Annotated in this window: 18 protein-coding genes; 9 read left to right on the forward strand and 9 right to left on the reverse strand. The window is 53.1% G+C overall.

Going from position 1 to position 20,714, the window contains the following annotated elements:
- Positions 1 to 112: 112 nt before the first annotated feature.
- Positions 113 to 1,651, reverse strand: a complete 1,539-nt coding sequence (gene gpmI / locus ACIGCM_RS07355; RefSeq protein ID WP_397501388.1) for a 2,3-bisphosphoglycerate-independent phosphoglycerate mutase — start codon at positions 1,649 to 1,651, stop codon at positions 113 to 115.
- A 140-nt stretch (positions 1,652 to 1,791) separates the two neighbouring features.
- Here gpmI and ACIGCM_RS07360 point away from each other — a divergent pair, with 140 nt between their 5' ends.
- Genes ACIGCM_RS07360 through secB form a run of 3 tightly spaced genes read left to right on the forward strand, consistent with a single transcriptional unit; the run spans position 1,792 to position 2,983 of the window.
- Positions 1,792 to 2,205, forward strand: coding sequence for a rhodanese-like domain-containing protein (locus tag ACIGCM_RS07360; protein WP_397501389.1), 414 nt, complete (start codon positions 1,792 to 1,794; stop codon positions 2,203 to 2,205).
- Between the two features lies 1 nt (position 2,206).
- Positions 2,207 to 2,458, forward strand: a complete 252-nt coding sequence (gene grxC / locus ACIGCM_RS07365) for a glutaredoxin 3 (RefSeq protein WP_397501390.1) — start codon at positions 2,207 to 2,209, stop codon at positions 2,456 to 2,458.
- A gap of 36 nt (positions 2,459 to 2,494) precedes the next feature.
- Positions 2,495 to 2,983, forward strand: coding sequence for a protein-export chaperone SecB (gene secB, locus ACIGCM_RS07370; RefSeq protein ID WP_397501391.1), 489 nt, complete (start codon positions 2,495 to 2,497; stop codon positions 2,981 to 2,983).
- Between the two features lie 72 nt (positions 2,984 to 3,055).
- On the opposite strand, the gene trmL is transcribed toward secB, so the two are convergent.
- Positions 3,056 to 3,535 (reverse strand): tRNA (uridine(34)/cytosine(34)/5-carboxymethylaminomethyluridine(34)-2'-O)-methyltransferase TrmL, encoded by a 480-nt coding sequence (gene trmL / locus ACIGCM_RS07375; protein WP_397501392.1) that lies wholly within the window; start codon positions 3,533 to 3,535, stop codon positions 3,056 to 3,058.
- Here trmL and ACIGCM_RS07380 point away from each other — a divergent pair.
- Both ACIGCM_RS07380 and ACIGCM_RS07385 read left to right on the forward strand, forming a co-directional pair.
- Positions 3,534 to 3,974, forward strand: coding sequence for a hypothetical protein (locus tag ACIGCM_RS07380; RefSeq protein ID WP_397501393.1), 441 nt, complete (start codon positions 3,534 to 3,536; stop codon positions 3,972 to 3,974). The genes trmL and ACIGCM_RS07380 overlap by 2 nt on opposite strands.
- 450 nt (positions 3,975 to 4,424) lie before the next feature.
- The gene (locus ACIGCM_RS07385; protein WP_397501394.1) at positions 4,425 to 5,525 is read left to right on the forward strand and encodes an alkene reductase; all 1,101 of its coding nucleotides are present in this window, start codon (positions 4,425 to 4,427) and stop codon (positions 5,523 to 5,525) included.
- A 37-nt stretch (positions 5,526 to 5,562) separates the two neighbouring features.
- Here ACIGCM_RS07385 and ACIGCM_RS07390 read toward each other — a convergent pair whose 3' ends face one another.
- The 6 genes from ACIGCM_RS07390 to glnA all read right to left on the reverse strand — a co-directional run bounded on the left by ACIGCM_RS07390 (position 5,563) and on the right by glnA (position 12,456).
- Positions 5,563 to 6,447, reverse strand: coding sequence for a LysR family transcriptional regulator (locus tag ACIGCM_RS07390; protein WP_397501395.1), 885 nt, complete (start codon positions 6,445 to 6,447; stop codon positions 5,563 to 5,565).
- 247 nt (positions 6,448 to 6,694) lie between these two features.
- Complete coding sequence (gene ntrC, locus ACIGCM_RS07395; protein ID WP_397501396.1) at positions 6,695 to 8,131, reverse strand: nitrogen regulation protein NR(I); 1,437 nt, start codon at positions 8,129 to 8,131, stop codon at positions 6,695 to 6,697.
- On the reverse strand, positions 8,128 to 9,213 hold the full coding sequence (gene glnL, locus ACIGCM_RS07400) for a nitrogen regulation protein NR(II) (RefSeq protein WP_397501397.1): 1,086 nt from the start codon (positions 9,211 to 9,213) through the stop codon (positions 8,128 to 8,130). The genes ntrC and glnL overlap by 4 nt, the downstream gene beginning before the upstream one ends.
- Positions 9,214 to 9,408: 195 nt before the next feature.
- Positions 9,409 to 10,023 carry a DUF4124 domain-containing protein gene (locus ACIGCM_RS07405; protein WP_397501398.1) on the reverse strand — a complete coding sequence of 205 codons (615 nt, stop codon included), beginning with the start codon at positions 10,021 to 10,023 and terminating at the stop codon, positions 9,409 to 9,411.
- Complete coding sequence (locus ACIGCM_RS07410; RefSeq protein WP_397501399.1) at positions 10,023 to 10,583, reverse strand: DUF4124 domain-containing protein; 561 nt, start codon at positions 10,581 to 10,583, stop codon at positions 10,023 to 10,025. The genes ACIGCM_RS07405 and ACIGCM_RS07410 overlap by 1 nt, the downstream gene beginning before the upstream one ends.
- Before the next feature lie 466 nt (positions 10,584 to 11,049).
- Complete coding sequence (gene glnA / locus ACIGCM_RS07415; RefSeq protein WP_397501400.1) at positions 11,050 to 12,456, reverse strand: glutamate--ammonia ligase; 1,407 nt, start codon at positions 12,454 to 12,456, stop codon at positions 11,050 to 11,052.
- 329 nt (positions 12,457 to 12,785) lie between these two features.
- Here glnA and thiI point away from each other — a divergent pair, with 329 nt between their 5' ends.
- The 3 genes from thiI to cptA all read left to right on the forward strand — a co-directional run bounded on the left by thiI (position 12,786) and on the right by cptA (position 18,210).
- Positions 12,786 to 14,240, forward strand: coding sequence for a tRNA uracil 4-sulfurtransferase ThiI (gene thiI, locus ACIGCM_RS07420; RefSeq protein WP_397501401.1), 1,455 nt, complete (start codon positions 12,786 to 12,788; stop codon positions 14,238 to 14,240).
- Positions 14,241 to 14,430: 190 nt separating this feature from the next.
- Positions 14,431 to 16,242 carry a translational GTPase TypA gene (gene typA / locus ACIGCM_RS07425; RefSeq protein ID WP_397501402.1) on the forward strand — a complete coding sequence of 604 codons (1,812 nt, stop codon included), beginning with the start codon at positions 14,431 to 14,433 and terminating at the stop codon, positions 16,240 to 16,242.
- 228 nt (positions 16,243 to 16,470) lie between these two features.
- Positions 16,471 to 18,210: a phosphoethanolamine transferase CptA gene (gene cptA / locus ACIGCM_RS07430; protein WP_397501403.1), complete on the forward strand. Its 1,740-nt coding sequence runs from the start codon at positions 16,471 to 16,473 to the stop codon at positions 18,208 to 18,210.
- Positions 18,211 to 18,257: 47 nt separating this feature from the next.
- Here the strand turns inward: cptA and ACIGCM_RS07435 are convergent, their stop codons facing one another.
- On the reverse strand, positions 18,258 to 18,659 hold the full coding sequence (locus ACIGCM_RS07435; protein ID WP_397501404.1) for a YkgJ family cysteine cluster protein: 402 nt from the start codon (positions 18,657 to 18,659) through the stop codon (positions 18,258 to 18,260).
- 353 nt (positions 18,660 to 19,012) lie between these two features.
- Here ACIGCM_RS07435 and ACIGCM_RS07440 point away from each other — a divergent pair, with 353 nt between their 5' ends.
- Complete coding sequence (locus ACIGCM_RS07440) at positions 19,013 to 20,650, forward strand: histidine kinase N-terminal 7TM domain-containing protein (protein ID WP_397501405.1); 1,638 nt, start codon at positions 19,013 to 19,015, stop codon at positions 20,648 to 20,650.
- Positions 20,651 to 20,714: the final 64 nt, after the last annotated feature.

A 20,714-nucleotide genomic window follows, 5' to 3' on the forward strand; every position in this document is an offset into this window, starting at 1 on the left:
GGGGTGAAGGCATACCTGTGCATAAAGTGACCCTAGTATGCCCGTGCTCTGGAGCAAAAAAAATGCCCCAGACCAGCGGGCTGAGGCATTTGTGCTTTTTATTAACCAATACTCACTTGTTGAAGGTCAGGATGCTGGTGCCGGTCATCTCGCTTGGCACTGGCATACCGAGCAGCGTGAGCATGGTCGGGGCAATATCTGCCAGTACAGCGCCATCACGTACTTGGGCATCGCGCTTGCCAACATAAATAAATGGCACTGGCTCGCAGGTATGTGCGGTGTGCGCCTGGCCGGTGCACTCATCTTCCATTTGCTCAACGTTGCCGTGGTCGGCGGTAATGAGCGCCTCGCCACCGACTTTCTCAAGTGCGCTGACGATGCGGCCAACACAGCCATCCAGGCATTCAACGGCGGCAACTGCAGCGTCGAATACGCCGGTATGGCCGACCATGTCGCCATTGGCGTAGTTGACCACAATCACGTCGTAACGCTGGTTGTCGATTGCATCGACGATTTTATCCGTGACTTCAGGCGCGCTCATTTGTGGCTGTAAGTCATAAGTCGCGACATTCGGTGATGGGATCAGAATGCGTTCTTCGCCGGCGAATGGTTCTTCGCGGCCGCCAGAGAAAAAGAAGGTTACGTGAGCGTATTTTTCGGTTTCAGCGATACGCAGTTGAGTCTTGCCGTTATTGGCCAGGTACTCGCCGAGCACATTGGTCAGCGGTGTCGGTTTAAAGGCGCTCGGCGTATCGATACTCGCAGCGTACTGCGTGAGCATAATGAAACCCGCAAGTTGCGGTGCGCGGGCGCGGCTGAACTCGCTGAAGTCTGGCTCAACGAAGCTGCGCGTTAGCTCACGGGCGCGGTCGGCGCGGAAGTTCATGAAGATAACAGCGTCGCCGTCTTCAACGGATACGGCATCGCCCAAGGTGGTGGCTTTAACGAACTCATCGCTTTCGCCGCGTGCATAGGCGGCTTCAAGGCCAGCACTGGCATTTGCGGCATTGAATTGGCCTTGGCCACCTACGATCAAGTTGTAGGCTTGTTCAACCCTGTCCCAGCGGTTGTCGCGGTCCATGGCGAAGTAGCGGCCAATGAGGCTGGCGATTCGGCCCTTGCCGAGCTTGGCGAAGGTGCTGTCGAGCAGATCAATCGACGATTGGGCACTCTTTGGCGGCGTATCGCGGCCATCTAGAAAAGCGTGCAGGTAGACTTTTTCAGCGCCACGCTTTACCGCCAACTCAACCATGGCGGCAATGTGATCTTGATGGCTATGCACGCCGCCGTCAGACAGCAGGCCAAGAATATGCACGGCTTTAGCATTGCTTACGGCGCTATCAACAGCTTGGGTGATGGTCGGGTTTTCAAAAAACTCGCCATCACGAATGGACTTGGTCACGCGGGTGAAGTCTTGATAGACCACCCGGCCAGCGCCGAGATTCATGTGGCCGACTTCAGAGTTACCCATCTGCCCGTCTGGCAGACCGACGTCCATACCGCTTCCAGAGATCAGCCCGTGCGGTTGTGTCGCACGTAGGTGATCGTAAACCGGTGTATTGGCGGCAAAAATGGCGTTGTATTCGGGGCTGTCACTGTGCCCGAAACCATCAAGAATGATCAGAACCAAAGGTTTTGGCGTGACGCTCATAAAGCTTGCTCGCTCTGCTGTAGGCATAAAGATTGACCATTTTAAGGCCTAGAAGCTATCAAGTCACCGCCAGACGGGGTTTGGCCGACTTGTGGGGCTGTGTATACTGGCCGGCATTTTACCGTCCTGGAATTTCACTGATGCTTGCTCACGCGATTGAATTTGTCACTAACCACTATTTGCTAGCCGGTGCTTTCGTCATTCTGCTTGTGTTGCTGCTGGTCACTGAGCTGCAAAAAGGCGGTAAGAGCTTGAGCAGCCGTGAGCTGACAGCGTTGCTTAATAACGAACAGGGGATTGCACTGGATGTGCGATCGCAAAAAGATTTCTCTGCCGGTCATATCGTTGGTTCGCTGCACATTCCAAACGATAAGCTAGCGACACGCATGGCCGAACTAGAGAAACATAAGGCTAAAACCATTGTGGTGATTGATGCGGCCGGCCAGCATGCCGGTACTGTAGCGCGTGATCTGCAAAAAGCAGGCTTCACCGCTGCAAAACTGTCAGGTGGGATGGCTACTTGGCGTGGTGATAACCTACCTGTGGTGAAGTGATATGGAAGTCGTAATTTACTCAAGTGACTATTGCCCTTACTGCATACGTGCAAAGCAACTGCTCACGAAAAAGGGTGTTGCATTCACTGAAATGCGAGTCGACGGCAACTCTGCGTTAAGGTCAGAAATGACCCGTAAAGCAGGCAAGACCTCGGTTCCACAGATTTGGATCGGCGATACCCATGTGGGTGGTTGCGACGAACTTTATGCCCTGGAGCGCGCTGGAAAGCTCGACGCATTGCTCAAGGCATAACATCAGTACTCTGTTAACTAATAAAAAGGCTTTGGCATGACTGAACAAGCAAACACTGACGCTGGCGCAACTGAAGAACAAACTCCACAGTTTTCGCTGCAGCGCATCTACGTACGTGACCTTTCCTTTGAAGCACCAAAGAGCCCAGAAATTTTCCGTAAGGAATGGACTCCAGCGGTTGAGATGGACCTGAACACGCGTCAGAAGCCCCTCGATGGCGACTTTCATGAAATCGTGCTGAGCCTGTCGGTGACCGTTAAGAACGGTGACGAAGTTGCCTTTATTGCTGAGGTTCAGCAGGCGGGTATCTTCCTGATCAAAGGTTTGGATCCAGCGTCCATGAGCCACACGCTCGGTGCTTTCTGCCCGAACATCCTGTTCCCGTACGCCCGTGAAACACTGGACAGCCTGGTTGTTCGCGGTTCGTTCCCAGCCTTGATGCTGGCGCCAGTGAATTTCGATGCACTGTACGCCCAAGAGCTTCAGCGCATGCAGCAAACTACACCAGAGACTGCAACTCACTAAGTTGAGTGCGTCTTATAAAAAACGCCCCTCGGGGCGTTTTTTGTGGCTGGCGGTTAGCGCAAAGTCTGGATTTTACTCTGCTTGGTTGGATGCAGGCATCGCAAAGTCTTGCTGACGCCATGCCTCGTAAACGGCCACGGCAACAGTATTGGACAGGTTTAAGCTGCGGCAACCTTCGCGCATTGGCAAACGTACACATTGCTCCACGGGCAGGGCGTCACGCACCTCTTGTGGCAAACCACGGCTTTCTGGGCCAAATAAAAATGCATCACCGGCTTGGTAGTTCACTTCATGAAAGCCTTGGGTGCCCTTAGTGGTGAAGGCAAACACACGTGGCTGTCCGAGGCTGGCCAAGCAGCTTTCAAGGTCTGCATGGCGCTGTAGAGTGGCATATTCGTGATAATCCAGCCCTGCTCGACGCAGGCGTTTATCATCCAATTCAAAGCCAATTGGCTCGATCAAATGCAGACTGCATCCGCTATTGGCACAGAGCCTGATAATGTTGCCAGTATTGGGCGGTATTTCTGGTTGAAAAAGGATGACGTGAAACATGCGCGGCTCCGAGCGTGAAGGCGGGCAGTATTCTACTCCCGATATTGATGATAGGCCTCGTCCTTGGTTGCGAGTTATTGGCTCATTGGCCATTTTTGGCTTTTTAATCGGTTTAATGTTTGGTGATCTATTTCATCCTGACGCATTACGTCTAGATCGCGTCGAGGTGCAGGAAGACCAATTGCAACTGTGGTTCAACGAACAGCCAACCCCACAAGCCCGTGAGTATAACGGCGCGTACCTGCTGCGTTTGGAAACACTGGGGCGTGAACAACAAGGCCAGTTGCAACTCAACGGGCGAGCAGCTAACTGGCGATTGCAAAGAGATAAGCGGGAATTGTTACTGACTGTACTTGCGGCCCGTCCCCTGCGCGGCGAATGGCGCGCTGATGAGGTAGACGGGCAATGGCGGCTGACTGTCAGCCTGATGGAGCAATAAAAGAGGGGAATCCCCGGCCTGCCTGTACCAAGGTCCCCGAAACTGGAGTTACTTAGGTATATGCAGGCAGTGTGCCAACTTTCTGATTTCGGCTTAATGTCAGCAATAACAGGCTGTTTGCGCGACTCAACGCCTATTTGTTCGGATTTTTAATCCTTAAAAGTGTCTCTGATGAGTGCACTCGCACCTTTTTGAGCGCTTTTATTGGGCATTGTTTATGCGGCTGTGTAATTGGTGGTGGTTGGTTTATCGCGATTGCTGATTATCAGTACTTCTTTTAGGTGCCAATGAGCGCTGAGGGGAGGTGCACGGACAGGTTGAGGCTGTATTTGCGCGAATCGATTTTACGGATTAAGCGTAATATCTTTCCCGTGATGAGGTGATTATCAAAATACTCTTTCGGACTAATCTGTGTTCAAGCGATTCACAGACTTATTCGAGGAGATCTTTATGCGCAAACTTTTTACCCCGGGAACCGTTGGGAGCTTGCCTACCCCAAACCGTGTGGTGATGGCTCCCATGACCCGCTCCAGAAGTACTCAGCCAGGCGACGTTGCCAATGAAATGAACGCGGCCTATTACGCACAGCGGGCATCGGCTGCGTTTATCGTCACTGAAGCCACACAGATTTCGCCTCAGGGTAAGGGCTATTCATTTACGCCAGGCATATACAGCGACGAACAGGTTGAAGGCTGGCGCTTGGTTACGCATGCGGTGCATAAAGCCGGAGGACGTATTTTTTTGCAGCTTTGGCATGTCGGGCGCATGTCTCACCCCGACTTTCATAACGGTGCATTGCCGGTTGCACCGTCAGCGGTGCCGTTCGAGGGAAGTATCTGGAAGGTCGATCCCCAGACTGGTGTTGGCAGTATGGTCAAATGCCCAACGCCACGAGCATTAAGCCGCGACGAGATAAAGGCAATTGTTGAAGACTACCGTCGAGCGGCAAGTAATGCCATGGCCGCAGGTTTTGACGGCGTTGAAGTGCATGCTGCCAATGGCTATTTGATTGATCAGTTTTTGCGTACCACTTCTAACATTCGTACCGATGAGTATGGTGGTTCAAGGAGTAACCGTCTGCGCTTTCTCAAGGAGGTGATGGATGCAGTGGTTGAGGAAGTCGGTGCTGATCGTGCTGCCATCCGTGTTGCGCCATTTTTGACGGCGCGGGGTATGGAGTGCCCCGATATTCTGCCGACAATATTGGAAGCGGCGAGTTATTTACAGGATAAAGGTATTTCATACCTGCATCTGGTCGAGGCCGACTGGGATGATGCGCCCAAGTTTCCAGAGGACTTCCGCCAAGCGGTGCGTGAGCGGTTCCGTAATGCCATTGTGGTTGCAGGTAAGTACGATCTTGAGTTGGCTGAATGGGTGCTCGGTCGAGGGTATGCTGACTTTGTTGCCTTTGGACGCAAGTTTGTCGCAAACCCTGATCTGCCACTTAGGCTGGAGAAGGGGTATCCACTGGCTGGAATTGAAGGGGCCGAGTTATTTGGTGGCACCGAGCGCGGCTACTCGGACTTCCCAGCGTGGTCGTCACAAGGTTAGGTTGTGCTGCTATCCCTAAAATCTCCTTGAGTGCTGCTCATACAGCCAGCTTCGAGGAGATTTCATTCATCAGTATTTTGACCCGGTGCGGCGTTGCATGGCCGGAAGGGTAGACCATTTGCAGGTCTACACCCGGTAGTGAGTAATCTCCCAGCAACTCTACCAGCCGGCCTGCTTCCAGATCTTCTCTCACATCGATATATGACTTAATACAGATGCCATGGCCAGCCAGGCACCACTGGCGTACTTGATCACCGTCATTAGCGATTCGTCTTCCTGATACCAGAACTTTGAAGGTGCGGCCTTGAGAGTGAAACTGCCATTCACGGTGGATACTGTTGCCAAAGCGCATCAGGATGCATTGTTGGTGAACCAGCTCCGAGGGATGCTCAGGTATTTCATGGGCACTGAGGTAGGACGGTGATGCGCAGACCACGCGGCGTCCCTCGCTAAGTTTTCTTACCTTGAGTGTACTGTCTGGCAGCGCGCCATAGCGAATAGCGATGTCTATGCCGAGCCCCGTCAGGTCTAAAAAGCCATCTGTCAGGTTTAGGTCAATGCTGATGTTTGGATTAGCCTCCAGGAATTGATCAAGAATGGGTACGAGGCGATTTCGTCCGAGATCAACTGGGGCGCTTAGACGTACGAGGCCAGATATTTGCTCACTGCCTAGTTTAATAGTGCTTTTGATGGACTCGGCATCTGCTAGTAGTCGGCGAGCCCCTTCGACCAGAACGCGCCCTTCATCAGTCAAACTGATCGACCGTGTGGTTCGGCTAAGCAGCGTCGCACCGTAATGCTTTTCTAGAGCGCCAAGTCTTTCCGATACAGATGTGGGCGAAAGTCCTGCCTCACGACCTGCGGCAGAGAGCCCTCCTTTTTCAACAATTAATAGGAACAGGCTTAAGTTCTCGAAGAGCATTATTCGGTTGTCCCAGAATATGATTCGGGTTTATTTAATTTCTACGTTATGCCATATCACCGAAGCACTCAAATTGATTTCTAAACCTTGGCCATCGACCGTTAGGATAGTCGCTTAGTGCTTGCCGTAAGAGGGCTGATAACGGCTGAGAACCTGATCGTCAGCTGTAAGGTCGAGCGCGCAGGCATAAAAAACGGGCCTTAAATCAAGGCCCGTTTTTTGTGCTGCTCAAATGTTGATGACTGGTTTAGCTGTCATCACCGTCGTCATCGTCACCGCCGTCGATGTTCATGCCCAGCTCTTTGATTTTGCGGGTCAGGGTGTTGCGGCCCCAGCCGAGCAGTATCGAGGCATCGCGGCGCCGGCCCGCGGTGTGTTTGAGTGCGGTTTCTATCATGATCCGCTCAAACGCTGGCACTGCGGTGTCGAGCAGGTTCGACTGGCCGCGACCAAGTGATTGATCCGCCCATTGCCGTAACGCTTGCTCCCAATTACTGACTGGGGCGCTGTCTTGCGGTTGTGATAGTAGCTCGGGCGGTAGGTCGTCGATATGCACTTCACGGCCAGAGGCCATGACGGTGATCCAGCGGCAGGTGTTTTCCAGCTGGCGCACATTGCCCGGCCAGGACAACTGCTGCAGGTAGTCTTCGGTTTCGCTTTTAAGCAGCTTTGGCTCGACCGACAGTTCCAGTGCCGCTCGGCTTAGGAAGTGGCGCGCCAGCGTTGGGATGTCTTCGCGGCGGTCAGACAGACGCGGAATGTGGATGCGAATGACATTGAGGCGATGGAACAAGTCTTCACGAAACTTGCCAGCGTGGACCAGGCTTTCAAGGTTTTGGTGAGTTGCGGCAATAATCCGGACATCAACCTTGACCGGGGTGTGACCGCCAACGCGATAGAACTCGCCATCCGCCAGTACGCGTAGCAAGCGCGTTTGAGTGTCGGCTGGCATGTCGCCGATTTCATCGAGAAACAGGGTGCCGCCATCGGCTTGTTCAAAACGTCCACGGCGCTGGTTAGCGGCACCGGTGAATGCGCCTTTTTCATGGCCAAACAGCTCGGATTCCATCAGGTCTTTTGGAATCGCTGCCATGTTCAGGGCGATGAACGGGGATGACGCACGTGGGCTGTGGCGATGTAGGGCGTGGGCGACCAGTTCTTTACCGGTACCGGACTCGCCGTTGATCAGTACGGTGATGTTGGAGTGCGATAACCGGCCGATGGCGCGAAACACTTCCTGCATCGCCGGCGCTTCACCGATGATTTCAGGGGTTTGTGTTTCCACAACGGGTGCACTGAGGTTCTGTTGCTCTTGCGCATGTTGGTTGGCGCGCTTGACCAGAGAGACCGCTTCATCAACGTCAAATGGCTTGGGTAAATATTCGAATGCTCCGCCCTGATAAGACGCGACGGCGCTGTCGAGGTCGGAATGTGCAGTCATGATAATAACCGGCAGGCGCGGGTGTTGCTCTTGGATGCGCGCAAGCAAGTCGAGACCACTGACGCCCGGCATGCGGATATCAGAGATAATCACATCAGGCTGTTGCCGTGACAGCCGGGTGAGCATGCTGTCGGCGTTATCAAAGGTTTGCGTGGTCATGCCTTCTTGTTGCAAGGCTTTTTCCAGTACCCAGCGGATGGAGCGGTCGTCGTCGACAATCCAGACGGTTTCACTACGGGTCATGGCTGAGTTGCTCCTTGTTCCAGCGGCAGAAAGATCGAGAATACGGTGTGGCCCGGATGGCTTTCGCATTCGATCAGACCTTGGTGCTGACTAATGATGTTCTGGGTGATTGCTAGGCCAAGACCAGTGCCGTCGGCACGGCCACTGACCATTGGGAAGAAGATGGTTTCTTGTAGGTCGGCAGGTATGCCGGGGCCGTTGTCGATAATTTCTATTTTGGTCACCAAGCGATGCCGCACATGGCCAATGGTGAATTGGCGCAATGCGCGAGTACGCAAGGTGATGCGCCCCAGGCGCATATCGTTCAACGGGAAGAGCGCTTGCATGGCGTTGCGCACTATATTGAGCATGGCTTGGATCATTTGTTCGCGGTCGATCAACACATCCGGAATACTTGGGTCGTAGTCGCGCACCAATGTGATGCAGCCTTGGCTCTCGGCTTCAACGAGGCTGCTGACGCGCTCCAGCACTTCGTGAACATTGGTCATCGACAGCGATGGCAGCTTGTTTGAGCCGAGCATACGGTCAACCAAATTACGTAGACGGTCAGCTTCTTCAATGATCACGTTGGTGTAATCCTTGAGGTTTTCTTCCGGCAGTTCGCGTGCTAGCAATTGCGCTGCACCGCGAATGCCGCCAAGAGGGTTTTTGATCTCATGAGCCAAGCCGCGCACCAATAATTTGGTGGTCTCTTGCTTGGAGAGCTGCGCTTCTTCTTTGGTAATGCGCAGCATGCGGTCGCGGGGGAATACTTCGAGAAGCAGTAAGGTTTTACCGCGGCTGATCACCGGGGTAACGGCGTAGTCTACGGTGAGATTTTGCCCTGTTACCGAGGTCAGTACCGCTTCCCGCTTATTGAACGGGTGGGCTTCTTCGACTGCTTGGCGCAAGGAGCTGACTGCCTCGGCCGACTCAGTAAAAAGTTCACTGATAAATTGGCCATGGCTGCGCTGGCCACTTATGGCTAAAAGCATTTCGGCAGCCGGGTTCATGTATTCAAGACGCAGTTCTGCATCAAGCAATAATGTGGCTGTTGTCAGGTTGTCGAGTAGCAGGCGGTGCAGTGCGTCGTTAATGATCATAGGCATCGGCTTCCGGCAGTGGTTATGAAAATGCAAGAAGCAAACCAAAGCACTGAAAAGTAGCGTTTAATCAGCAAATAAAGCGACAACGCCCGCAAATAGGTATAGGCCGCTTAGTTTGCGGCGACCCAAAACAGGGAGAGTATAGAAGGGGTTATGCATACGCGCACCTAAGTGGTGCGCTCGGCGGAAAGGCTACATAAAGGGCACGAAAGGGATGTCGCTTTCTTTTTCGGGTTTATCCTTTAGTGGGCATTCGGGGCGCACACCATAGTCTTTAATTTTGCAGGGGTTAACCTGACGCTTCTGTGCCAGCGATGTACGCAACAGGTGAAATGGCTGACTGGGCGTGCGCTCAATAATTCGCTCGTTTTCATCAATGATCTCAACCGCTAACTGATGTGTGCCACGATCAATATTGTCCAGCGGGAACACGGGGCTTCGACCGGTCTCGCCAACCGTATTGCCGTCGAGAATCAGGCGGAAGCGATGCCCGGGGAGCAATTCAGGTTCGCTGGTGGCGCTAACAATCAGATCACCCGCGTTGTCGCGAATCGTCGCATCCGGTTGTGGCACCAAAATGCGCAGCATTTGATAGGACAACACCACGGGCTGGGTATCTTCAACTTCAGGCTTGAGCTTGATGGTCGGCGTCATGCTGTTGGTCGGTGCCATCTTGACCGGCTTGGCATTGCCGCCTCGAGGTTGGTCGGTAAATACCCGATTCCCATCTGCATCTATATAGGTGTAGACCTGTGCTGAGATGGACAGGCTAAACAGCAGTAATAAACAAGTTAAAAGTGCGCGCATCAAGGGGCTGGCTTAGGTTTGGGTTTAGGGGCGAATGCCGGGCTGTTGTTGGTGTTGACCCGTTGCACGGTGAAGGTGCTGGTCTCGCTTTGCTGTACGGCACCACTGGTGCTGATCACTTGTACGGCTAACGAGTGTTCGCCGCGGTCAGCATTGCTTACTTGCAGGCGTGGTACGTTCGTTGGCTCACCATAAGGTTGGCCGTCCAATAGCAGTTGCAAGCGATGTGCCGGCGCCAAGCGCGGCTGGATATTAACCCCAACGCTGAATGTACCGTTGTTTGCCCGCAGCGCGGCTTCATCTGGCAGGCCGGTCAGTTCCAGTACTTGGTAGGACGCCTGAACCTGCGCGGGGGCGTTGTCGCTCTCGTCGCTTAAAGGCTGTTTGGGTGTTTGCATCTCTACCGTGTTGGTCTTTGGCAGGTTGATGGTTTCAGTCTTGGTGCCTTCGGGTGGCTCATTGGTGAAAACCGTATTGCCGTTAGCGTCAGTGTATTTGTAAATTTGTGCGCTGGCCGGTAGGGCGGCGGCGAGTAAAAGGCAGGCAAATAGTGCACGCATGAGCGATCCCTCAACTTGGCTAATTGATTAAGATTGCATTGCTCGGCGTTGCTGGCAAGTGTCGGCATGTTGCAGTGTGTGCGGGCGCATAAATTATCAGGCTGAGCGGCGCTTCGGGTGCTGGTTTTGTAGGCAAATGACAGGTGCGCGTCTGATACGGCATTCGCAGCTTGGTCAGCGTGGGTCAATTAATAATCGAACTTGTCTGCGAAAATGGTGGCCGAAAAGAGCGTCGACCACCCTGCGGGAGCGTCAGCCACAGGGGCGCAAGTACCGCCGCGAGTGAGGGTCGTTGTAGGGTGGTCAACGCGAAGCTTGGCCACCGGCTCTCGGCAAGTCAGCCGTATTTACTTAGGTGAAATGGTGGCTGAGTAAGGTGTTGACCGCTCGGCAGCGTCAGCCATTAACGCATTTTTCGCTGATAAAAAAGGCCACCCGAAGGTGGCCTTTTGTCATACCGGCTGGATTAGACGCTGTAGTACAGGTCGTATTCCAGTGGGTGTACGAAGGTACGTACTTTGATTTCTTCTTCGTGCTTGAGCTCAAGGTAAGCATCGATGAAGTCGTCGCTGAATACGCCGCCTTTGGTCAGGAACGCGCGACCTTTGTCGAGCTCTTCCAGGGCTTCTTTCAGGCTGCCGCAAACCTGTGGGATCAACTTGCCTTCTTCTGGTGGCAGGTCGTACAGGTTTTTGTCAGCTGCATCGCCAGGGTGGATCTTGTTCTGGATGCCGTCGATACCGGCCATCAGCAGTGCTGCGAAAGCCAGGTATGGGTTGGCAGCTGGATCCGGGAAGCGCGCTTCGATACGGCGAGCCTTAGGGCTGGCAACATAAGGAATACGGATCGAGGCCGAACGGTTGCGAGCCGAGTAGGCCAGCATTACTGGAGCTTCGAAGCCAGGAACCAGACGCTTGTACGAGTTGGTTGCCGGGTTGGTGAAGCCGTTCAGTGCTTTACCGTGCTTGATGATACCGCCGATGAAGTACAGGGCGATGTCAGACAGGCCGGCATAGCCTTCGCCAGAGAAGGTGTTCTTGCCGTCTTTGGAGATCGACATGTGCACGTGCATACCTGAGCCGTTGTCGCCGTACAGTGGCTTAGGCATGAAGGTAGCCGTTTTGCCGTAGGCGTCAGCAACGTTGTGTACGCAGTATTTCAGGGTCTGAACTTCGTCAGCCTTGGCTACCAGCGTGTTGAACTTAACGCCGATTTCGTTCTGGCCAGCAGTCGCCACTTCGTGGTGGTGAACTTCGATCACCAGGCCCATATCTTCCATGGCATTACACATGGCAGTACGGATTTCGTGGTCGTGGTCGCATGGCGGAACCGGGAAGTAACCACCTTTAACGGCTGGACGGTGGCCTTTGTTGCCGCCTTCGATGTCGCCGTCAGTGTTCCAGGAACCCTGCTCAGAGTAGATTTTGAACATCGAGCCGGAGATGTCCGACTTGAACTTCACTTCGTCGAAGATGAAGAACTCTGGCTCTGGGCCAACAAATACAGTGTCACCGATACCGGTCGACTTTAGGAATTCTTCAGCGCGCTTGGCGATGGAGCGTGGGTCGCGGTCGTAGCCTTGCATGGTGCTTGGCTCAACGATGTCGCAAACCAGAATCAGGGTTGGCTCTTCGGTGAACGGATCCAGTACGGCAGTTTCGTCAACTGGCATCAGGATCATGTCGGAGGCTTCGATGCCTTTCCAGCCATGAATGGAGGAACCGTCGAACATTTTACCGTGTTCGAAGAAGTCTTCGTCCAGCGCGTCACGGGCTGGCATGGTTACGTGGTGCTGCTTACCCTTGGTATCAGTGAAGCGCAGGTCAACCCACTTCACGTCGTGTTCTTTAATAAGTTGAATCGACTTCGACATGCTGTCCTCCAGGCGGATAAGGCTCAATCTGTTGAGCCCACAAAATTCGAAAAAAGCTCGGCGGATATTCCGCCACTACATACCTGCCTCACAAGGGAGCAATTTGCATGCCAGTGCACTGTGATGGGCTAAAACCCGCAAACGCAGGAGCGGCGGGGGTTTATTGCCTATTACGAGCAAAGCTACGCACCAAGTGAGTGCTAATCAAAACAATTAAGCACCAATGTGGTGCGGTAAAATGTTTGCGTAAGGTTTTTGATCAAACCTTGCACAATTTCCGCTATAATCCGCGCCCCTGTTTTTTCGCGAGCTTGGCGCGCGTTGCTTCCATGAAACTAATAGTTAAAGTTTTCCCAGAAATCACCATCAAGAGTCGGCCGGTTCGCAAGAACTTCATCCGTCAGTTGGCGAAGAACATCCGCTCCGTGTTGCGCGATCTTGATCCGCAGCTCTCGGTTACCGGTGTCTGGGATAACTTGGAACTGGAAACAACCTTAACCGATGCCAAGCTTCTCGGCGAGCTGACCGATCGTCTTGGCTGCACCCCGGGGATCACTCATTTTCTTGAAGTGCATGAATACCCATTAGGCGATTTCGATGATGTGCTGGAAAAGTGCAAACTGCATTTCGCCGACCAATTGCCGGGCAAGATCTTTGCTGTGCGTTGTAAGCGTGCAGGTAAGCATGCTTTCAGCTCCATGGATGTTGAGCGTTATGTTGGCAGCCAATTGCGTCAGCAGTGTGGCGCTGCCGGTATCTCGCTAAAAGACCCAGACGTTGTTGTGCGCATGGAAATTCGTGACCAGCGCCTGTTCGTTATCCATAACCAGCATGAAGGTCTGGGTGGCTACCCACTGGGTTCGCTGGAGCAGACATTGGTATTGATGTCCGGCGGCTTTGATTCAACCGTTGCCGCTTATCAAATGATGCGTCGCGGTTTGGTGACTCACTTTTGCTTCTTCAACTTGGGCGGCCGCGCTCATGAATTGGGCGTGATGGAAGTTGCGCACTATTTGTGGAAGAAGTTCGGCAGCTCGCAACGGGTGCTTTTTATTAGCGTGCCGTTTGAAGAGGTGCTCGGCGAAATCCTCGGTAAGGTCGATAACAGCCAGATGGGTGTGGTGTTGAAGCGCATGATGTTGCGCGCCGCTACGCAGATCAGTGATCGGCTGCAAATTGATGCATTGGTGACCGGTGAGGCCATTTCTCAGGTGTCGAGCCAGACCCTGCCGAACTTGACGGTGATTGATGCGGCCACTGAAAAGCTGGTGTTGCGTCCTTTATTGGCCAGTCACAAGCAGGACATTATTAATACCGCGACGCAGATCGGTACCGCCGATTTTGCCAAGCATATGCCTGAGTACTGCGGTGTGATTTCGGTGAATCCGACCACCAAAGCCAAGCCCGACCGCATTGCTTATGAAGAAAAGCAATTCGATATGGCAGTGCTTGAGCGAGCAGTGAAGAGTGCTACACAGCTGCCGATTGACAAGGTCATCGATGAGCTGGGTAAAGATATCCACGTTGAGGAAATCAGCGAAGTTCTGGCCGGTCAGGTGGTGATTGATATCCGTCACCCGGATGCTGCCGAAGATGAACCGCTAAAGCTGCCTGGCACTGAGGTGCAGGCGCTGCCGTTCTACGCTCTCAACAGTCGTTTCAAAGAGTTGGATCCTAGTCGCCAGTATTTGTTGTATTGCGACAAGGGTGTCATGAGTCGCCTGCATGCCCACCACTTGCTAAATGAGGGGCATGCCAATGTGCGCGTTTATCGTCCGACATAAGACGCCTGGGTTGAATGGCGGTAGCATCCGCCATCGCCCTCCCGACATACAGGCGGCGTAAAAGCTGCTGAGCCCGGCATTAACGGCCATTGCTCTAAGCGTTTTTACGCCGTCTGGCAGAATTTATAATTAGTTAATACTCGCCGCCTAAACTATGCGGCAAACCGAATCCTCTGATCGAGATACACAAGTGATCGATAATCTACGTAACATCGCAATCATCGCCCACGTTGACCATGGTAAAACCACCCTGGTAGACAAACTCCTGCGCCAGTCCGGCACGCTTGACCGTAAAGAGCTTGAAAACGAGCGCGTAATGGACAGCAACGACCAGGAAAAAGAACGTGGTATTACCATCCTGGCTAAAAACACCGCGCTGAAATGGCACGACTACGACATCAACATCGTAGACACCCCTGGCCACGCCGACTTCGGTGGTGAGGTTGAGCGTGTAATGAGCATGGTTGACTCCGTGTTGCTGGTGGTTGATGCCCAAGACGGCCCAATGCCACAGACTCGCTTCGTAACGCAGAAAGCGTTTAAAGCTGGCCTGCGTCCAATCGTTGTGATCAACAAAATCGACCGTCCAGGCGCACGTCCTGACTGGGTTGTTGACCAGATTTTCGACCTGTTCGATAACCTCGGTGCTACCGAAGAGCAGCTCGACTTCCCTATCGTTTATTGCAGCGCCCTGAACGGGATTGCAGGTCTTGAGCACGATAAGCTCGAAGAAACCATGGACCCGCTGTTCCAAGCGATCATCGACCACGTTCCAGCTCCAGCTGTAGACGTTGATGGCGCATTCCAGATGCAAATCTCGCAACTGGACTACAACAGCTTCCTCGGTGTTATCGGTATCGGCCGTATCGCTCGCGGTAAGGTCAAAACCAACACCCCTGTGACCGCGATCGGCACTGACGGCAAGAAGCGTAACGGCCGTATCCTCAAGATCATGGGCCACTCGGGTCTGCAGCGCGTTGAAGTAAACGAAGCCCAAGCTGGCGACATCGTTTGCGTTAGCGGCATGGACGAGCTGTTCATTTCCGACACCCTTTGCGATCCATTGACCGTTGAAGCGCTTGAGCCGCTGACTGTTGATGAGCCTACCGTGAGCATGACCTTCCAGGTTAACGACTCGCCGTTCTGCGGTAAGGAAGGCAAGTTCGTCACCAGCCGTAACATCAAAGAGCGTCTGGAAAAAGAGCTGCTGTACAACGTTGCTCTACGTGTTGAAGAAGGCGACAGCGCTGATAAATTCAAGGTTTCTGGCCGCGGCGAGTTGCACCTCTCGGTACTGATCGAAACCATGCGTCGCGAAGGCTTCGAACTGGCTGTAGGCCGTCCTGAAGTGATCATTCGTGTGGTTGATGGCGTTAAAAACGAACCTTTTGAAAACGTCACAATCGACCTGGAAGAGCAACACCAGGGTCCGATGATGGAACAGATGGGTAACCGTAAAGGCGACCTGACCAACATGGTTCCAGACGGCAAGGGCCGTGTACGTCTTGAGTACACCATTCCTGCGCGCGGCCTGATCGGCTTCCGTAACCAGTTCCTGACCCTGACTTCGGGTTCGGGCATCCTGACAAGCATCTTCAGCCACTATGGTCCGATGAAGTCGGGCGACATGGGCGGTCGTGTTCAGGGCGTTCTGGTTTCTAGCGCTACTGGTAAGGCACTGACTTACTCCCTGGAAACCCTGCAGGCTCGCGGTAAGTTGTTCCTGGGCCACGGTGATGACGTGTACGAAGGCATGCTGGTTGGTATCAACAGCCGTGACAACGACCTGGTTGTTAACCCAACCAAAGGTAAGAAGCTCGACAACATGCGCGCTTCCGGTAAAGACGAAACCATCGCGCTGGTTCCGCCAATCCGTTACACCTTGGAACAGGCTCTGGAATTCATCGAAGACGACGAACTGGCTGAAATCACGCCTAAGTCGATCCGTCTGCGTAAGAAGTTCCTGCTTGAGACTGACCGTAAGCGCGCTAGCAAAAACTAAGTCTTAGTTTTCGCTGCGCCTAAAACCCCTGGCAGCTTGGCTGTCAGGGGTTTTTTTATGCCTATTGATTGACGGGAAATAGTTAATTGATTCAGCGGGATATGCGCATATCAAACAACATTCTTTTCACAATGTTTCTGCTAGCGTGATCGGCTTTGAAGTCTCGGCACCTGTATTTATGCGATTTGCCTGTTGTCCGAGCTTCTAGATGATGATTAGGGGTTGAAGATGCAAACAGCGGCAAGTGGTAAAGGTGAGTCCGGCTGGGATTGGGCGGGGCTGGGTTGGCTGTTCTTGTTTTTCTGGTACTTCTCCGGCGTCACTCAATTACTTATCCAACTGACTGACACCACGGGTTTTGTCAGCTTTCGCCAAGCGTTCTTGATCAGTGGTATCTGGCTGATACCCGTCCTGCTGTTTCCTAAGAAAGCTAAAGCAATCGCCGCTGTGGTGGGTGTCGTGCTGTGGGCATGCTCGTTGGTGGGCTTGGGTTACTTCTGTATCTACGGCCAGCAGTTTTCGCAGAGCGTTATTTTCATCATGTTTGAATCAAACATGGCAGAAAGTATGGAGTATTTCGGTCACTACTTTGTTTGGTGGATGATCCCGGTTTATCTGGCATACAGCTTCGGAGCTTGGCTGCTGTGGCGCAAAATTCGACCGCTTGAGTTCGGCGTTAATCAAGCGCGCGTGCTCAGCGTTGTCTTGCTGATCTGCTTGATTGGTTACCCGCTGGGTAAAGAAATTAATAAGCGCGCCACGCTTGGTCTGGCCGTTGAAAAATTTGAAGAGCGTATCGAGCCTGCAGTTCCTTGGCAGTTGGTAGTGGGCTTTCGCAAATACCGTGCGCAGCTTGCCAGCATGGAAAAGCTGCTGGCCGGTAACGCCAAGTTAGCACCACTCAAAGGCATGACTGATGCGCGGGCGGACAAGCCAACAACCCTAGTGTTGGTGATTGGTGAGTCAACTAACCGCCAGCGGATGAGTCTCTATGGCTACCCGCGTGAAACCACTCCCGAGTTGGATAAGCTGCGCGACCAATTGCAGGTGTTTGATAATGTTGTCACGCCGCGCCCCTACACGATTGAAGCGCTGCAGCAGGTTTTGACGTTCGCCGACGAGAAAAACCCTGATGGTTATATGACCACGCCATCGCTGGTCAATATGATGAAGCAGGCCGGTTATAAAACCTTCTGGATTACCAACCAGCAGACCATGACCAAGCGTAACACCATGCTCACCACGTTCTCTGAGCAGACCGATGAACAATATTACCTGAACAATAACCTTAGTCAGAATGCTCGTCAGTACGACGGTGATGTGCTTGAACCCTTTGCCAAGGTGTTGGCCGACAAAGCACCGCGCAAGTTGATTGTGGTGCACCTGCTTGGCACCCATATGCGCTACAAGTACCGCTACCCGGAATCTTTTGAAAAATTCACCGATAACACGGGTGCTCCTAAGTGGGTGACTGAAGATCAGCTAGCCACCTATAACAGCTATGACAATGCGGTGCTGTATAACGATTTTGTGGTCTCTAGCCTGATCAAGAAATTCTCGGCCACTCAGCCTGACGGCTTTCTGCTGTATCTGTCCGATCACGGTGAGGCCGTGTTCGACACCCCAAAGGGCGGCGTGATTGGTCGCAACGAAGGCAAACCAACCTCGCCGATGTACACCATTCCCTTTATGCTTTGGGCGTCTGAAAAATGGAAAGCCCATGCTTCATTCGACTTCAGCACCATGCTCGATCGGCCATACAGCAGTTCGAACCTGATTTACACCTGGGCTGATTTGGCTGGGCTGAACTTTGGTGAACTGGATAAGAGTAAGAGCTTGGTGAGCAACAACTTTATTGTGCGGCCGCAAATTATTGGCAATCCTTACGAGCCTAAATCATTGATTGATTTCAGCTTGATTAAGCCAAAGAAAGCGCAGTTGAGTGAAGGCGACCTGGCAACCAATTAGCCAATGCAGGTATTGCAAAAACCCTGCTGATGGCAGGGTTTTGCAGTTTAGCGAGTCGGCTTGGGGATATAAGCGCAGTAACCAGGGCGTGGACCAATTTTGGGGTGGTTGCGGCAGGTTTCCGGGCGTACATCGTAGATTGTGCACAGGCGCGATTTGCGGTCTAGGTACATGCAATCATTATTCGATAGGCGCGTCAGGGTGAAAATGCCTGACTTCTGGTTGAAGCGCTCGACAATTCCTTCCTTTTGCAGGCGCTTGGCGACGTTCTTCAGTGGGTCACCTTTTTCAAATTCGTCGGCTACACCCATGCGAATTAAATCGCTTAGGCGCACTTCGACGGGCAACTGGCAGCAACTGGAGTTGCAACTGTGGCACATGTCACTGGTGTATTTGGCCCACGTATCCAGGCGGTCGATTTCAGCGGCGGCAATCAGGTTGTTTTTCATCGGTCTGCTAAGCGTAGGAGGGAGTTGCGGCGGGCGATAATAACCATGTCAGGGGTTTTGTGAAGCGGTATCTGCTGATCGGTTAGCCTGCATCGACAACAAGTTTAGCAGTACACAGGGTGTTGGTACTTGATCGAACTGCTAAACTGCGCCAGATAGAGCGTTTTAGCGGTCTTTTTTGCGATCTTGAACTAGTTGGTAGGCAGTATTTTACGGCTATTAATAGCCCATATTTTCTTCTGGTTTAGATTGGGGTGATTTTTGCGCATCTTCGGTTGTGGGGCGTGGCCATGCTCTATTCGCGACGTGTTTACGACCGTTGATGCTTGGCCACTGCATCGGAGTGCGCTGCGTTGAGTTTTTTCAGCTCATGCAGTCAGTCCGGCTGGGCATTTCCTGCGCAGTTGTTGATCACCAGCGCAGTCTGCTTTGGGGTGATTTTATTGTCGCGCTGGGTGTCGCAGCAGCGATACTTTCCGGGGCAGCGCAACTTCATTTGGCTGCACTTGGCCAGTCTGTGGTGGATGCTTGCTGCAAGCCTTGAGATGGCTGCACAGGGCGCTGAGTGCAAAGTGTTTTGGGCGTCCATGGCCTGGCCCGGAATCCTCCTGACCCCGACTTTCTGGGCGGTGTTCCTCTGGCAGTACCTCTTTAGCAACCATCACCGTTTGAGCCGTCCTGTGCTGTTGCTGCTTAGCGTCGCTCCTGCGTTGTGCTGGATACTGGCGCTATCGAACCCCTGGCATCACTTGATGTATACCGAGCAAACAGCACCGTTCAGCAGCGACTACGGTTCGCCGGTTAAGTATGTACATGGCAGTGCGTACTACCTCGCTGCAGCTTACGGTTATCTTTGCATGGCGTTCTGTTTCGGTATTGTGCTGCGTGCGGTGCTGCAGAGTCGCGGTCTTTATCGACGCCACCACCTGGCCTTTTTAGTGCTTACCTTGGTGCCATGGGCGACAAATGCCAGCTATGTGTTTTTCGGGGTTTCGCTTTTTGGTTTTGACCCAACGCCATTTATTTTTGCCTTTACGCTCATGGCTTTTGCTTGGCTTATTATTGGGGTGCGCCTGTTTGACCTGTTGCCGGTGGCGAGAAACCTGTTGCTTGAAGCGCTGTTTGACCCGGTGCTGGTGGTGGACTCGCAGTTGCGTGTGGTCGAGGCTAACCCAGCTGCGCTGAAACTTTCAGGGCTTGAACGTGGCTGGCAAGGGCGTCATCTGCAGCGTTGGCCAGTCGTAGGGGAAAAGCTCCATGAGCTGCTTTGCCAGGGTGATAGCTACGAGCCCAATCAGTTGTTGTCACTCCCGCAGTTCAGTCGCTACTTCGAGCTCAACATTCGACCGATTGAGCGCGCCAGTCATGAGCTAGGGCAGATGATCTATCTGCGAGATGTGTCTCAGCGGCATATAAGTGAGCTAGAGCTGGCAGAAGCATTGGCTGTCAGCGAGCAACGGCTGCTCACAATCTCCAACTTGCACGAGCTACTGCGCGAGCAAGCCCTGCGCGACCCGTTAACCGGCCTCTACAACCGACGCTATCTCGAAGAGTTTTTTGCTTTGGAAATCGCTCGGGCAAGGCGTGAGGAAAAGCCATTATCACTGGCGCTGATAGACCTTGATCATTTCAAGCTGCTCAACGACAAGCACGGCCACCTCGAAGGTGACGATGTGCTCAAAGCGTTGGCTGATAATCTGCGGCGTAATGTGCGCAGCTCCGATGCCGCTTTTCGAATTGGCGGAGAGGAATTTCTTCTGGTGCTGCCGGGCGCTGACCTTGAGGAAGCGTCCAAGCGCTTGAATATTATCTGTAAACAGCTGGCCGAGCAGCCTTTGGAAACCCGTGGGGGCTTACGTCAGGTCACCTTATCGGCCGGGGTTGCGTGCTGGCCAATACAGGGCGCAAGTTTGGATGAGTTGCTCGATATTGCCGATGCCGCGCTGTATCAAGCTAAGCGTGGCGGCCGCAATCAGGTGGTAACACTGTGATGAGTACTGTTTTTATCATGACTGGAGAGGAGTATTCAGTCAGATTTTCGGATGCAATCAATTC

The sequence above is a fragment of the Pseudomonas sp. NPDC078700 genome, assembly GCF_044542375.1.
Lineage (GTDB): Bacteria > Pseudomonadota > Gammaproteobacteria > Pseudomonadales > Pseudomonadaceae > Aquipseudomonas.